Here is a 13,561-nt window from a genome sequence, read left to right on the forward strand (position 1 = left end):
AAAGAAACCTTGTGGATGCGTGACGTGCAGTAGCGGCACGGTTTGCAGGAATGTGCGTCAGGCGGCCGCGCAGTCAGAGACGTGTGCGGTGGCTGACTTCCCGGTTCTCGGCCGGTGCAAACCAGTTTTTGCAGGTCACAAACACAATGCGGGCCGCGCGCTCCAGCACATCGGCAGACGGTGCAGCCGGCCGGCGCGCACGCAAGCGGTTGATCAGTAAAAACTCGGCAATGCTGGCCTGGAAACCCAGCGGCCGTTTGGGCGCCACACCGGCAGGCGACGCAGGCAAGCGCGCAGCCTCATTGCCCGGCTGTCGCCACGGGTGGAACAGCCGCTGCCGGAACCGCGCGGCCATGGTGCTGGCCGGCATGTCGGTGCTCGCAGCCATCTACTTCAGCGCTTTCTTTGCAGCGCCTACACCCAGCGCAGCCAGCACGATGAAGATAACCGCGAGGATCAGGAACAGGCCGAACAGGATTTTGGCAATGCCTGCTGCGCCCGCTGCCACACCACCGAAACCGAGGGCAGCGGCAACCAATGAAATCAGCGCAAAAATAATCGCGTACTTGAGCATGATGGCCTCCAGAAAGTGGCCTCTTGCGCGAATGCGCAGGATGAGGCGTTACGGCGTTACGCACGTCATGGGCATCAAAGTGTGAAGTCAAGGTGAGTCAACGCAGCCCATGACCCATAAGCCCATGCTAAAAGCAGGCGACGATTTTCCGAATCAGCAGCGCCCGCATGGCCCTGTAGGACAAGGACGCAGCGGCTCAGCACAATTTCAGGATCGCTATGCCTTTAGGAGCAGTCAAGCGCCTGTTGACGCGCCCAACCGGAGAGTGCCGGGCCTACTTGCCAAAGATGCCCCGCAGGCTTTTACCGACCTTTTCGCCCACACCAGCGCCGGCCCCGGTGCCCACGCCAGGCAGCAGCACGGTGCCGATGGCGGCCCCCAGCAGCGCCGCGCGTGACAGCGTGACTTCCGGGTTGTCCAGCGTGCCGCCCACCACCAGCGGCACCCCCACGGCGCCACCAATGGCACTGCCGATCTTGCTGTCGCCGGCCAGGGTCACACTGACCTGCCCGCTCAGGGCTTTCGCGGATGAGACCGCCACATTGCCGGTGGCGCTCAATGCCCCGGAGCTCGCCACCAGGTTGGTCAATTGCGCCGACCGCCCCAGGGTGCTGACCTGCCCGGCCAAGGTATCCAGCCGGGTCTGGCCACCACGGCTCAGCCCCACCGTCTTGACCGCCTTGGCCAGGTCCAGCCCGTTCACCACTGCATCGCGCACCGTGAAGGTGGTGTGGCTCTGCAGCGCATCCACCAGCGCAGCCGTGGTGGCGGCGCGCGCATTGAGCGTGGTCGTGGCGTCAAGCTGGCCGGTCAGGGCCTTGGCGGGCGCCGTCAGTGCGGACACCTCGACACCGCTGGTTTTCAGCTGGCCCTGCAGCACCAGTTCTTCCGCCGAACGCGCCACCGGCGGCGCCTTGGCGCCCGGCTTGGCGGCGGCCGTTGCTGCTGCGGCCGCCACAAAACCGCGCTGCAGGCCCAGGCGGCCTTCCAGCTTGCCGCCGCCCACCTTCACAAGCAAGTCCCACTGTGCGGCACCGCCGGCCTCGCCGGCTTGCGCTTCCACGCGTTGCAGCGTTGCCTCCAGACCCTGGAGGTTGCCTTCTGTCAATTTGATCGAAGCGTTCTCCGGCAGGCCATCGGCGCCCAGGCTGGCCTCGCCCTTGACCGTGGTGCGTGCGCCGGTGGTGTTCACCCAGGTAACCTCGTCCAGCACCGTGCGGCGCGGCAACCAGTCAAGCCGGTTCATTTCCGGGCCCGTGTTGGCTGCAGACGCCGGTGCGCCCGGTTTGACAGGCACCGCCTGCTTCTTCTTTTGCAGCAGCAGGAGCAGCGCGTCAATGCCCTGCTGCGGCAACACCGCCCGGCGCACCCGCAGGGTGGCCACTTCCAGGCGCCCCTGCAACAGCGGGCGCCATTCGGGCCGCACTTCCACGCGCTCCAGCGTCAGCGGCGGCTTGCTTTGCACGGAAATACCGCTCAGCGCCACAGCGGGCAAAGGCCAGATGTCCACCGCCACCCGGTCCAGGGTCAGGGGAACGCCCAGCGCGGCCGACGCCTCCCGCTCAACGCGCTGGCGGAAGTCGTCCGTGCTGACCCAGCGGTGCAAGGTGTAGGCCACCACGGCCAGAAGCACCATCAAGCCGAGGGCCAGGAACACCAGCCATTTGAAAAGTTTTGCCATGCGGCTATTGTGGCGCGCCCGGCCAGCAATAATCCGCTGTTCCGGCTAGCATGAGGGGCTGTGCGACATTCCCGCCACACTCCCACCGCACTCCGCTACCCCACAAAGGACAAGACACCATGAAACTTTACTACTCCCCCGGCGCCTGCTCCCTGTCACCCCACATCACGCTGCACGAGTCGGGCCTGAAGTTCGAGCATGTGCTGGCGCCCACCAAAACCCACCAGCTGGAAGACGGCACCGACTACTACACCATCAACCCGCTGGGTTATGTCCCGCTGCTGGAGCTGGACGACGGCACACGCATCGCCGAAGGCCCGGCCATCGTGCAGTACATCGCCGACCAGGTGCCGGAGAAGAAACTCGCACCCGCCAACGGCACGCTGGAGCGCTACAAGCTGCAGTCCTGGCTGACTTTTGTCGGCACCGAACTGCACAAGGGCTTCAGCCCGCTGTTCAATGCCGCCACACCGGCCGACTACAAGACCATCGTCATCGACAAGCTGCTGTCGCGCCTCAAGTGGGTGGACAGCCAGCTCGCCGGCAAGCAGTACCTGATGGGCGATGCCTTCAGCGTGGCCGACCCTTACCTCTTCACTGTGACCAACTGGGCGCCGCGGGTCGGGGTGGATATTTCGGGGTTTGCGAACATTGCTGCGTTTCGGGAGCGTGTTGCGGCTCGGCCAGCTGTGCAGGCAGCGATGAAGCATGAGGGATTGCTGAAATAAGTGATGCCTCCCGGACGCTGATCGCAGTTTGCGTTCCGGGGCCGGGGTTGCCGGCGGCAACTCACTTTCTTTTGCTTCGCCAAAAGAAAGTAAGCAAAGAAAAGGCGACCCTGGTTCCTGCGTCCCTCCGCTTCGCTGCGGGCAACCTGCGGTGCTCGGTCCAGCCGGGGTCAAAAACAACTCGCTTCGCTCAAACAAGTTTTTGCCCTGATCCGTCTGGTCCTCCGCTCCTCGGCGCATCCACAAGGGGCGAGCGGAATCGGGTGTGGGGACAAGTTGCTGCAATAGCACGATTCAAGCAACCCGTGTTGGGCAAGCCAATCGAAACCGGGCCAAACTGGCCCTGTTTTCATTCAAGCCCCATTCAGGATCTCTTCATGCCCACCCTATTCGACTCCAACAAAGCCGGTGACCTGGCCCTTGCCAACCGCATCGTGATGGCGCCGCTCACGCGCAACCGCTCACCCAACGCCATCCCGACCGACATCGCGCAGATTTATTACGGCCAGCGTGCCAGCGCCGGGCTGCTGATCACCGAGGCCACCGCCGTCAGCCATCAGGGCCAGGGCTATGCCGACGTCCCAGGGTTGTACGGCAGCGAGCAGCTCGACGCCTGGAAGGAAGTGACCCGTGCTGTACATGCCAAGGGCGGCAAGATCGTCGTGCAACTCTGGCATGTCGGCCGGGTTTCACACACCAAACTCCAACCTGACGGTGGCAAGCCGGTCGCGCCTTCGGCCATCACCGCCAAGACCAAGACCGTGCTGATCGAGGACGGCGTGCCGACCTTTGTTGAAACCTCTGAACCGCGCGCGCTCACGGCAGCTGAAATCCCTGGCATCGTGCACACCTTTGCGGCAGCGGCGCGTAACGCCGTCGAGACGGCCGGTTTTGACGGCGTCGAAATCCACGGCGCCAACGGCTACCTGCTCGACCAGTTCCTCAAAGACGGCAGCAACAAGCGCACCGACGACTACGGCGGCAGCATCGAAAACCGCGCCCGCCTGCTGCTGGAAATCACCCGGGCCGTGACGGATGCCGTGGGCGGCGGCCGCACCGGCATTCGCCTGTCACCCGTCACGCCCGCCAACGATGTGCACGACACCGACCCACAGCCCTTGTTTGACTACGTGGTCAAGCAGCTTGCCACACTCAATCTCGCCTACATCCACATCATCGAAGGCGCCACCGGCGGCCCGCGCGAAATCGACGACCGTCCGTTCGACTACAAGGCACTCAAGGCCGCCTACCGTCAGGCCGGCGGCAAGGGCGCATGGATGGTCAACAACGGCTACGACCAGGTGCTGGCTGAAAAAGCGGTCGCCAACGGCGCCGACCTGGTCGCCTTCGGCAAGCCCTATATCGCCAACCCGGACCTGGTGGAGCGGCTGCGCGCTGGCGCGCCGCTCAACACGCCGGACAAGGCCACCTTCTACGGCGGCCGCGAAAAGGGCTACACAGACTACCCGACGCTATCAAATTAATAGCTGCTTGCGCCCGTTCAGATTGCCTGAGCGGGCCTTTTCATCCATGAACCCGATCTAGGCCCGGTTCGGTGCCGCCAGGCGCAGGCCGTGCAGCGCGGCTTCCTGCGGGTCGACTGCCAGCGTCACGGCGCTCACCACAGCCACGCCGCCCACGCCACACGCCATCACGCCGGCGATGCGGTCCAGCGAGATGCCGCCTATCGCCACCACCGGGTAGGGCGACGCCCGCAAGGCCCAGTCGCGCAGCTGCTCCAGCCCCACCGGCTCATAAGGCATGACCTTGAGCGTCGTCGGGTAAACAGGGCCAATGGCCAGGTAAGACGGCTGCACCGCATGCGCGCGCGCAAGTTCAGCCGGCGTGTGGGTGCTCAGGCCCAGCCGCACACCGCCCTTGCGCAGCGCATCCAGGTTGGCCGTGTCCAGGTCTTCCTGGCCCAGGTGCACCCCATACGCGCCGAAATCCAGCGCCAGCTTCCAGTGGTCGTTGATAAAAACCTGCGCGCCCTTGATGCCGCGCCCTGCTTCAATCGCCGCCTGTACTTCGGCGGAAATCTCCGCAGACGTGTGGTCCGCCGCCTTGATGCGCAGCTGGATCGTGCGCACGCCCCAGCCCAGCAGGCGTTTGACCCAGGCTGCGTCGGGCACCACGGGGTAAAAACCAATTGGGCCGGTCAATGGGGCAAAGGCGGGGGTTTTCATCGGAAGTCCAGTCAGGGTGCGTGCCAGAAGGGTACGCCAACGGTCGGCGTGGAAGCCTGCGCGGCAGCCCGCTCCGGCATGGGTGTCGACTCATAAGCGGCGCGGCCGGCGGCCACGCCGTCGGCAAAAGCGCGCGCCATGCGCACCGGGTCGCCGGCCTGCGCCACCGCGGTGTTCAGCAGCACCGCATCAAAGCCCAGCTCCATCACCGCCGCCGCATGCGAAGGCCGGCCGATGCCGGCATCAACCACCAGCACCGCATCGGGCAGGCGGCGGCGCATGGTTTCCAGCGCATAAGGGTTCAGCGGCCCGCGGCCCGTGCCAATGGGCGCTGCCCAGGGCATCACGGCCGCGCAGCCCGCATCACGCAGGCGCTGGGCTATCACCAGGTCATCCGTCGTGTAGGCAAACACGGCAAACCCGTCTTTGGCCAGCACCGTTGCGGCGTGCAGGGTGGCGTGTGTGTCGGGCTGCAAGGTGTAGTCGTCGCCGATCACCTCCAGCTTGATCCAGGTCGTGCCGAAAATCTCGCGCGCCATCTGCGCCAGCGTGATCGCCTCTTCCGCGCTGTGGCAGCCCGCCGTGTTGGGCAGGATGTGGCAGCCCAGCGCCTGGATACGTTGCCAGAAACTGTTGCCGCCGCCACTTTCCGGCTGCAGGCGGCGCAGGCCCACCGTCAGCACTTCGCACCCGCTGGCACGCACCGCATCGCTCATGACTTGCGGCGAGGGGTAATGCGAGGTGCCAAGGAAGAAGCGGCTGGACAAAGTCTTGCCACCGACCTTCAGGGGCTGGCCGTGGGCGATAGAAGGTAATGCAGGTGTTGTCATATCAAGCGTTCCGCAAAAGTATCGCGATGCCAGCAGACGCCGCGGAACTGGCTCCGCCAGGCCGCCAGCGTCGCCCCCTGCAAGGGGGGAAGGTGCTACACGCAGTGAGCATCCGACAGGGGTGTGTCATGTCTATCCCCCTGTAATCGGGGTCACCACATCGATGCGATCACCATCCTGTAGCGCGCGCTCCGGCCACTGCGGCCGCGGCACAAACCCATTGTTGATGGCGCAGGCAAAGGCGCTCTTGAAGTCGTAGCCCCGCGCCTGCAGCAATGCCTGCAGTGTCGGCGCATCGGTTTCCATGCGTTCACCGTTCAACGATATTTCCAATGTTGTCGTCGTCATGTCATTCATTCTCCGTACTCAGGAGTTTATGGACAAGCCCATCCACCAGCGCGGGCGCGCACAGATACCCATGACGGTACAGGCCATTGATGTGCCAGACACCGTTGCGCAGCGCAATCGCCGGCCGGTGGTCGTCCAGCGCAGGCCGCAGTGCAGCCGCCAGGCGCAGCACCCTGGCCTCGCCAAAAGCCGGGTGCAGGCTGTGCAGCGCGCTGGCGAGCTCGAGTGTGGAGCGCAAGGTCACCGGCCCGCTGTCTTCCGATTCCAGCTCGGTCGCGCCCACCACAAAACGGTGGCCGGGCCGCGGCGCCACATACAGCTGGTAGCGCGGATGCATCAGGCGCACCGGGCGCTGCAACGTCACGCCGGCGCATTCCACCGTCAGCACCTCGCCGCGCACGCCGCGCAGCTGCGGCCAGCCTTCCTTCGCACCCACACCGCGTGCGTCCACCGCAACATCCACGCCATGGGTTTGTCCGGCGCAGACAATGCGGCCCTCTTCCACAGCGTTGACTGCCTGGCCTTCGAGCCAGGTGCCGCCCAGCCTGTCGATCTCCACCGCCAGCGCGGCCATCCACTGGTCATTGGCCAGCTGGCCTTCGCCCTCCAGCAACAGGCCGCCGCCAAAGCGCCCGGCAAGCGCGGGCTCGGCCCGGCCCAGCGCAGCGGCATCAAGCGCCTGCACCTGCGCACGTGACGCATCAGGCAGCTTGTGCATCAGCAGGCGGGTGAAATGTTCCAGCGAACTCTGGTCGGGTGCATGGGCCACCACCAGCGTACCTTCGCGCCGGAAATACACCGGCAAGCCTGCAACCTCCAGCTCGGCAATCCATTGCGGCCATAGCTGCATCGAGCGCTGGCCCAGGGCAAACACGGCCTCGTCAGCCACCGCCAGCTCCGCCAGCGGCGAGAGCATCGCCGCCGCCGTCATCGAGGCCGTGGCCAGATCGTCACGCGCCCGCGCATCGAACAGGCTGACGCGGCAGCCGGCGCGCAGCAGGCGCCAGGCCAGCGTGCGTCCGGCCAGGCCTGCGCCCGCGATGCCGATGTGCAAAGTGCTCATGTCAGGGACGGCTCCGAAACAACTCAGGAATAAATCTCGCTCCCGCCTTCGCGGAACTCCTTGGCCTTTTCCTCAAAGCCGGTGGCGATCTGCTTGATGGGAATTGTCGTGGTGGCCGACGCCAGCGTGGTGGTGGCCGGGTTGAGCCGCGCAAACTCGCGCACCTCCTGCGAGATTTTCATCGAACAGAACTTCGGCCCGCACATCGAGCAGAAATGCGCCACCTTGGCGTTCTCTTTGGGCAGCGTTTCGTCGTGATACGCCATCGCCGTGTCAGGGTCGATCGCCAGGCGGAACTGGTCTTCCCAGCGGAACTCAAAGCGCGCTTTCGACACCGCGTTGTCCCACATCTGCGCGCCAGGGTAGCCCTTGGCCAGGTCGCCCGCATGCGCGGCGATCTTGTAGGCGATCAGGCCCTGCTTCACATCGTCGCGGTTGGGCAGGCCCAAATGCTCTTTCGGCGTCACGTAGCAGAGCATGGCCGTGCCGTACCAGCCGATGTTGGCCGCGCCCATGGCCGAAGAGATGTGGTCATAGCCCGGCGAAATGTCGGTGATCAGCGGGCCCAGCGTATAGAAAGGCGCTTCAAAGCAGGCTTCGAGCTGCTTGTCGACGTTTTCCTTCACCAGCTGCAGCGGCACGTGGCCGGGGCCTTCGATCATCACCTGCACGTCGTGCTTCCAGGCGATCTGTGTGAGCTCGCCCAGCGTGTGCAGCTCGGCAAACTGCGCTTCGTCGTTCGCATCGGCAATCGAGCCGGGGCGCAGGCCGTCGCCCAGCGAGAAGCACACGTCATACGCCTTCATGATCTCGCAGATCTCGTCAAAGCGTTCGTACAAGAAGCTTTCCTTGTGGTGCGACAGGCACCACTTGGCCATGATGGAGCCGCCGCGCGAGACGATGCCCGTCAGGCGATTCGCCGTGAGCGGCACATAGGCCAGGCGCACACCGGCGTGGATGGTGAAGTAGTCCACGCCCTGCTCGGCCTGCTCGATCAGCGTGTCGCGGAAGATTTCCCAGGTCAGGTCTTCGGCCTTGCCGTTGACTTTTTCCAGCGCCTGGTAAATCGGCACCGTGCCGATGGGTACCGGCGAGTTGCGCAAAATCCATTCGCGTGTTTCATGGATGTTCTCGCCCGTCGAGAGATCCATCACGGTGTCTGCGCCCCATCGGATCGACCAGACCAGCTTGTCGACTTCTTCTTCGATGCTCGAGGTGACCGCCGAGTTGCCGATGTTGGCATTCACCTTGATCAGGAAGTTGCGGCCGATGATCATCGGCTCGCTCTCAGGGTGGTTGACGTTGTTCGGAATGACGGCGCGGCCGCGCGCCACTTCGTCGCGCACAAACTCGGCCGTGATCTGCTCCGGAATCGCGGCGTTGAAGGAGTGCCCTTTTTTCGGCATGCGTTCAGTGGCCAGGCGCTCAGCCAGCTGCGCGCGCACCAGGTTTTCGCGCACCGCGATGTATTCCATCTCGGGGGTGATGATGCCTTTGCGCGCGTAATGCATCTGCGACACATTGGCGCCGGCCTTGGCGCGTCGCGGCACGGGCGCATGCGCCATGCGTAGCGCGGCCAGGGCCGGATCGTTCAGGCGCTCACGGCCGTAGGCGCTGCTGATGCCGGGCAGGGCTTCGGTGTCCTGGCGCTCGTTGATCCAGGCGCCGCGCAGCGGCGGCAGGCCGCGCGTAATGTCGATGGGCGAGGCCGGGTCGGTGTAGACACCCGAAGCGTCATACAAACGCAGCGGCGGGTTGGCCTCGCGGCGCGGCTCGCCGGCGCCTTCGTGCACCAGCGTGTCGGTCAGCGTGACTTCACGGAACGGAACGCGGATGTCGGGACGCGAGCCTTCAATGTAGATTTTTGCCGAGCCCGGAAAAGGCGCGCGCGTGATGCGACTGGTGAGGTCTTGGGTGTCAACGGTGAGTCGGGTTTTGGCCATGTGGTTCTCCAGAAGGTGGGGTGCCTGCTGGGGAGCCGGGGGTCCATCGGTGGCATGTGGGATGCCGCTGCGGAGTTCCGGAGCCAATTGCGTTGTTCCCTACGCGGGGATAATCCCGATCAGGTTCAGCGGGTCTCGCAAACTGCGATCTCAGCCTCGAAAGCCTCCTCACGGAAACATCCTTGGCACCCCGACAAGCTGAAGCCATTGTAGGCAGGCCGGCCGGTAATGGCAATTGACCGTGGTCAATAGCACCTTAACCGGCGAGGGAGACAAAAACCAGGGGCCAGTTACCCAAAGCGGCTCGCCTGCCCAACCAGTTTTTTGGCCAATTCGTCCATCAGGCCCGGCGTAACCTGTGCCGCGGGGTAGGTCGTGTTTTCCACACCAAAGCCGCCCACATTGCTGATCCGGAAGGCAATTTCGCCGCGGTCGTGGTCCGGCGTGACCGTGATAAAACCCCGTGTCTGCGTTTCATACTCGAACACATAGGCCAACAGTTTGTTGGTTTCCGGATGGCGCTGCTCCTTGCGCTCATGCGGTACCTTGCCGACAGACAGGCGGCTCGTCACCCGTTCAAGATCCGGCGGGAAGTTCACTGTCACGCTATGGACGGCCACACTTCCCTTGGCCGGAAGCAGATCCCATCCCATCCCGATGTAGTCAATCGCTTCTGCGTTTCTCAGCATCTTGGTACGGGCGTCGCACCGAAGGTTTGCCAGCGCAAGCGGCGGGAACGGCTGTTTCCCATTCAGGCTGTAGTCGCCGGGCGCCGGCGGTCTGATCACATTGAGCTGCGCGCACAGTTCCTGCAGGTATTTGCGCGCCATCTTGCATGCGAATTCGCAGTTTTGCGTGTTGGTGCTCAGGTCTTGCTGCACACCGAGTTGCCGGCTTTGCAGTTCCGTGGCGTGCTTCTTCAGTTCAGACAAAAAACTCATTTGGTCGGCGGACGGGTAAGACGTTGAGGCACACAGCATACCCGCAAGCCCTGGCCGTGAGGCACGGCCGTCCGCAAAACGGCCTCCGGCAATATTTACGTCCTTGCCCCGTGGCCACCACCAGGCTTTCACCAAACTTTACATACCGTCATCGCCCGGCAACGCCAGGGAAACAGACGGCCCGCACACTTGCTTTCAACCTGAAGCCAAAAGCCGTATGTCACGACTCAATGGAACTCAGGCATCTTCTCCTGAAAGGAAGTTCCCCATGAAATTCGCATTCAACCGCCCTGCTTCCCTCAACAGCCTCGTACTGGCCGGCCTGCTGGCAACCGTTGGCGCCGGTGCCATGGCACAAACGCCTCCTGCACCACCCGCCGGATCGCCGCCCGCCGCAGGCAAGCCTGCCGGCCCCCACGAAGGCCGCATGGGCCGCCACGACCCCGCCAAGATGCAGGCCATGATCGCCAAGCACCAGGCCGAACTGAAGGCCAAGCTCAAGCTCACGCCTGCCCAGGAAGGCGCATGGACCAGCTACACCGCCTCCATGCAGCCGCCCGCACACGGAGCACGCCCCACGCCGGAGCAACGCGCCGAGTTCGACAAGCTGACCACGCCCCAGCGCATCGACAAGATGAAGGAAATGCGCACCCAGCGCATGGCCGAAATGAACGCGGCGATGGACAAGCGCGGTGAAGCCACCAAGACCTTCTACGCGGGGCTCACACCCGAGCAGCAAAAAACCTTTGATGCCGAGCACAAAAAGCACGGCATGCGCCATGGCGGTCCTCGCGGCCAAGGTGGCCCCGCCCCGCAAAAAGGCTGAGCTGCAACCATGACACGCTGAACTGAAGCGGTGTCAGGCCCGCACGGCAGCCCCAACGGCTGCGTGCGGGCTTTTTTGTGGCCAGTTCACATTTCTCATTAGCTATTATTTTGATAGCTGTCTGCGCTGCTTACATAAGGATTACAGGCCATTTTTACCAAAAACCGCAGCTCGCCAGACGGCGCCGAAAGCCCGCGTAGGACGGCATCGAAACCCCCGGTTCAAGCCCTGCAGGGTCACTAGACTCGGCAGATGACCACGGTACGCAAAGGCCAGGCACCGGCCGTCCTTTCACGCGACGCGTTCCACGAACGCTTCATGCAATCTTTTGTCGACCCGGCATTCCGGCAGGAAGACGAAGCCCTGGCCCGGCTTGAAAGCGTGGCCTGGGATGCCTACCAGGAGGGCCGCAAGGCGCCCCACACGCGCAAGGCCGGGGAAGAATTTTCCGACCCCGACTACGACCTGTCCGTCGAATGGCTGGAAACCCGCGAACGCCTGGCCAAAGCGCAGGCGGCCTGGAAAGACCCGGCCACGCCTTCCCGCGTGCTGCTGGTGTGCGGCTCCGCCCGCAACGACGGCACCTGCCCCGGCGAAATCTCCAAGACCTGGCGCCTGCTCAACAGCGCGAAGACCACGCTCCAAGAGGCAGACATGAATCCCGATGTGCTGGACCTCAGCCTGCTCACCTCCAGCTACCGCCTCAACATCCACCCCTGCAAAGGCTGCGTGTCGACCGCCATGCCGCTGTGCCACTGGCCTTGCAGCTGCTACCCCAACCATGCATTGGGGCAAACCAGCGACTGGATGGCCGAGATCTACGAACGCTGGACGGCTGCGCATGCCGTCATCATCCTCACGCCCGTGTACTGGTACCAGTCACCCAGCCCGCTCAAGCTCATGATCGACCGCCTGGTGTGTGCCGACGGCGGCAACCCCGACCCCACCACCACCCACGGCAAAAAGCCTGAGGAAGCCAAGGCGCTGGAGATGAAAGGCTGGGACTATCCCAAGCACCTGGCCGGCCGCGCGTACGGTGTCGTGGTGCATGGCGACGTGGCCGGGATCGAAGGCACACGCCGCGGCCTGTGCGACTGGCTGGACTGGATGGGCCTGATCGACGCCGGCAGCCAGGCCCGGCTGGACCGCTACATCGGCTACTACGAACCCTATGCCACCAGCCACGACACGCTGGACGCAGACAAAGCCCTGATGGAAGAAGTCCGCAACGTGGCCAGGGCGGTTGCCACCGCTGTCACCGAACTCCGGGCCGGGAAGCTACCCCAGCCCGGCAAGGGCTTGCAGCAGCCCCGGCCCAAATAACGCAGGCGCGAAAAAAGCCGGGCAGGTAGAACCCCGTGCCCGGCTTTGTGGCGGTGCAACTACCTTGCGGCGATTACACCCGCACCTTGCCTGCCCTTACTTCGAAGTGCCGCCGACGGCCGCATCACCCTGAACACTGCCCTGGACACGGGCACTGCCCGCAGCGCTATCCAGTTTGTTGTAGGTGCGCTTGGCGCCGCTCTTCACGGCGTTGCCGGTGCGGGCTACAGCCCGTCCGGTGCTGCGGGCAGTGTTGTCCACCGCGGCCGCGGCCCTGCTGCCTGCGGAGGTGTCCCCCTGGGCTGAGCCGGAGACATTGGCGCCGGCACCGAGCCTGCCGCTGGAAGATCCCGAGGAGGGTCCGCTGGAGTCCGAGGTAGCGCCTGCCGCGGCATTCGCGCGAACACCGGCGTCGATATTGGTGTTCTGGCCGGCCGAGACGCCGACCCCTACACCGGTGCCGACACCCACACCGAGGCCCTGTGCAAAGGCGCCGGCAGAGCCGAACAACGTGACTGCGGTCAACGCAGCGGCCGCAGGAATGGAACGCATAAAGTACTTGGACATATCAAACTCCTTCAAAAAGGGTGATGGCAACGCGTCAGCGCACCTTCAACCTGAAACTGTCATGGCGCCAAGGCAGCGCCTGGCCTTACTTGCTGGTACCGCCCGAATCCGTGGGGGCAGCGCCTGCAGTGGCGGCTTTACTCTTGCGTGCAGCGCGTTTGGCGGCCTTGACCTGCTTCTTGTCGGATTTCGCTGCCTGTTTTTCGGACTTGGCGGCGTCACGCTGCTCAGGCGTCTTGGCGGTTGCACCGGTGGAGACCGAACCCGAGCTGTCGCCTGGTTTGCCCGCAGGATCGGTCTGCGCGTGTGCAGCTGCGCCAAACATCAGTGCGGCCGTCATGGCTGCTGCAAGGGAAAGGGTCTTCATGGAAGAGGGGGTTTTGAACATGGGAGTAGTTCCTTGGGTTGTGCTCGTAGGCTGGGTTGAAAAAACACGCCTGCCACTTCATCGGGGCTAACGTTGAATTCAATCTAGCGGGCCGGGCCCGCCGGCCTTATCGGAGAGGCCCCCCGCGCCATGTAGGACACTGCGCCCGCGGGCTGTGGCCAAA

General features: G+C 64.3%; 15 protein-coding genes and 1 riboswitch. Of the genes, 4 read left to right on the forward strand and 11 right to left on the reverse strand.

Annotation, left to right across the window (positions count from 1 at the left end; all coding sequences use genetic code 11):
- Positions 1 to 73 precede the first annotated feature (73 nt).
- The 3 genes from AC1D13_RS13560 to AC1D13_RS13570 form a co-directional block, all read right to left on the reverse strand.
- The gene (locus AC1D13_RS13560; protein WP_477667022.1) at positions 74 to 388 is read right to left on the reverse strand and encodes a hypothetical protein; all 315 of its coding nucleotides are present in this window, start codon (positions 386 to 388) and stop codon (positions 74 to 76) included.
- On the reverse strand, positions 389 to 574 hold the full coding sequence (locus AC1D13_RS13565; RefSeq protein WP_457281859.1) for a DUF1328 family protein: 186 nt from the start codon (positions 572 to 574) through the stop codon (positions 389 to 391).
- A gap of 274 nt (positions 575 to 848) precedes the next feature.
- Positions 849 to 2,255: an AsmA family protein gene (locus tag AC1D13_RS13570; protein ID WP_477667023.1), complete on the reverse strand. Its 1,407-nt coding sequence runs from the start codon at positions 2,253 to 2,255 to the stop codon at positions 849 to 851.
- Between the two features lie 119 nt (positions 2,256 to 2,374).
- Here AC1D13_RS13570 and gstA point away from each other — a divergent pair, with 119 nt between their 5' ends.
- Positions 2,375 to 2,983, forward strand: a complete 609-nt coding sequence (gstA, locus tag AC1D13_RS13575) for a glutathione transferase GstA (RefSeq protein WP_457281861.1) — start codon at positions 2,375 to 2,377, stop codon at positions 2,981 to 2,983.
- A gap of 377 nt (positions 2,984 to 3,360) precedes the next feature.
- Positions 3,361 to 4,467: an alkene reductase gene (locus AC1D13_RS13580; protein WP_477667024.1), complete on the forward strand. Its 1,107-nt coding sequence runs from the start codon at positions 3,361 to 3,363 to the stop codon at positions 4,465 to 4,467.
- Between the two features lie 57 nt (positions 4,468 to 4,524).
- On the opposite strand, the gene thiE is transcribed toward AC1D13_RS13580, so the two are convergent.
- The 6 genes from thiE to AC1D13_RS13610 form a co-directional block, all read right to left on the reverse strand.
- Positions 4,525 to 5,169, reverse strand: coding sequence for a thiamine phosphate synthase (gene thiE / locus AC1D13_RS13585; protein ID WP_457281863.1), 645 nt, complete (start codon positions 5,167 to 5,169; stop codon positions 4,525 to 4,527).
- An 11-nt stretch (positions 5,170 to 5,180) separates the two neighbouring features.
- Positions 5,181 to 5,999, reverse strand: coding sequence for a thiazole synthase (locus AC1D13_RS13590; RefSeq protein ID WP_457281864.1), 819 nt, complete (start codon positions 5,997 to 5,999; stop codon positions 5,181 to 5,183).
- Between the two features lie 132 nt (positions 6,000 to 6,131).
- A complete protein-coding gene (gene thiS / locus AC1D13_RS13595) occupies positions 6,132 to 6,356 on the reverse strand; it encodes a sulfur carrier protein ThiS (protein WP_477689705.1) in 225 nt (74 codons plus the stop codon).
- Entirely contained in the window at positions 6,349 to 7,410 is a 1,062-nt protein-coding gene (thiO, locus tag AC1D13_RS13600; RefSeq protein WP_477689706.1) for a glycine oxidase ThiO, read from the reverse strand. The genes thiS and thiO overlap by 8 nt, the downstream gene beginning before the upstream one ends.
- 23 nt (positions 7,411 to 7,433) lie before the next feature.
- Entirely contained in the window at positions 7,434 to 9,353 is a 1,920-nt protein-coding gene (thiC, locus tag AC1D13_RS13605) for a phosphomethylpyrimidine synthase ThiC (RefSeq protein ID WP_477689707.1), read from the reverse strand.
- A 79-nt stretch (positions 9,354 to 9,432) separates the two neighbouring features.
- Positions 9,433 to 9,556: riboswitch (TPP riboswitch) on the reverse strand.
- Between the two features lie 87 nt (positions 9,557 to 9,643).
- Positions 9,644 to 10,294 carry a hypothetical protein gene (locus AC1D13_RS13610; protein ID WP_457306457.1) on the reverse strand — a complete coding sequence of 217 codons (651 nt, stop codon included), beginning with the start codon at positions 10,292 to 10,294 and terminating at the stop codon, positions 9,644 to 9,646.
- A 268-nt stretch (positions 10,295 to 10,562) separates the two neighbouring features.
- Between AC1D13_RS13610 and AC1D13_RS13615 the strand changes: the two genes are divergently transcribed.
- Entirely contained in the window at positions 10,563 to 11,120 is a 558-nt protein-coding gene (locus tag AC1D13_RS13615) for a Spy/CpxP family protein refolding chaperone (RefSeq protein WP_477689708.1), read from the forward strand.
- A 252-nt stretch (positions 11,121 to 11,372) separates the two neighbouring features.
- Positions 11,373 to 12,443: a flavodoxin family protein gene (locus AC1D13_RS13620; protein ID WP_477689709.1), complete on the forward strand. Its 1,071-nt coding sequence runs from the start codon at positions 11,373 to 11,375 to the stop codon at positions 12,441 to 12,443.
- A 96-nt stretch (positions 12,444 to 12,539) separates the two neighbouring features.
- Here AC1D13_RS13620 and AC1D13_RS13625 read toward each other — a convergent pair whose 3' ends face one another.
- Together AC1D13_RS13625 and AC1D13_RS13630 are read right to left on the reverse strand one after the other, a co-directional pair.
- A complete protein-coding gene (locus AC1D13_RS13625) occupies positions 12,540 to 13,010 on the reverse strand; it encodes a hypothetical protein (protein WP_457281871.1) in 471 nt (156 codons plus the stop codon).
- An 85-nt stretch (positions 13,011 to 13,095) separates the two neighbouring features.
- Entirely contained in the window at positions 13,096 to 13,398 is a 303-nt protein-coding gene (locus AC1D13_RS13630; RefSeq protein ID WP_457281872.1) for a hypothetical protein, read from the reverse strand.
- Positions 13,399 to 13,561 lie beyond the last annotated feature (163 nt).

The sequence above is a fragment of the Polaromonas sp. P1_E12 genome, assembly GCF_056405975.1.

Excerpts from the sequence above, each read along its gene's own strand:
- AC1D13_RS13560 (WP_477667022.1), bottom strand. The coding sequence starts at position 388 with ATGGCTGCGAGCACCGACATGCCGGCCAGCACCATGGCCGCGCGGTTC.
- AC1D13_RS13565 (WP_457281859.1), bottom strand. The coding sequence starts at position 574 with ATGCTCAAGTACGCGATTATTTTTGCGCTGATTTCATTGGTTGCCGCT.
- AC1D13_RS13570 (WP_477667023.1), bottom strand. The coding sequence starts at position 2,255 with ATGGCAAAACTTTTCAAATGGCTGGTGTTCCTGGCCCTCGGCTTGATG.
- gstA (WP_457281861.1), top strand. The coding sequence starts at position 2,375 with ATGAAACTTTACTACTCCCCCGGCGCCTGCTCCCTGTCACCCCACATC.
- AC1D13_RS13580 (WP_477667024.1), top strand. The coding sequence starts at position 3,361 with ATGCCCACCCTATTCGACTCCAACAAAGCCGGTGACCTGGCCCTTGCC.
- thiE (WP_457281863.1), bottom strand. The coding sequence starts at position 5,169 with ATGAAAACCCCCGCCTTTGCCCCATTGACCGGCCCAATTGGTTTTTAC.
- AC1D13_RS13590 (WP_457281864.1), bottom strand. The coding sequence starts at position 5,999 with ATGACAACACCTGCATTACCTTCTATCGCCCACGGCCAGCCCCTGAAG.
- thiS (WP_477689705.1), bottom strand. The coding sequence starts at position 6,356 with ATGAATGACATGACGACGACAACATTGGAAATATCGTTGAACGGTGAA.
- thiO (WP_477689706.1), bottom strand. The coding sequence starts at position 7,410 with ATGAGCACTTTGCACATCGGCATCGCGGGCGCAGGCCTGGCCGGACGC.
- thiC (WP_477689707.1), bottom strand. The coding sequence starts at position 9,353 with ATGGCCAAAACCCGACTCACCGTTGACACCCAAGACCTCACCAGTCGC.
- AC1D13_RS13610 (WP_457306457.1), bottom strand. The coding sequence starts at position 10,294 with ATGAGTTTTTTGTCTGAACTGAAGAAGCACGCCACGGAACTGCAAAGC.
- AC1D13_RS13615 (WP_477689708.1), top strand. The coding sequence starts at position 10,563 with ATGAAATTCGCATTCAACCGCCCTGCTTCCCTCAACAGCCTCGTACTG.
- AC1D13_RS13620 (WP_477689709.1), top strand. The coding sequence starts at position 11,373 with ATGACCACGGTACGCAAAGGCCAGGCACCGGCCGTCCTTTCACGCGAC.
- AC1D13_RS13625 (WP_457281871.1), bottom strand. The coding sequence starts at position 13,010 with ATGTCCAAGTACTTTATGCGTTCCATTCCTGCGGCCGCTGCGTTGACC.
- AC1D13_RS13630 (WP_457281872.1), bottom strand. The coding sequence starts at position 13,398 with ATGTTCAAAACCCCCTCTTCCATGAAGACCCTTTCCCTTGCAGCAGCC.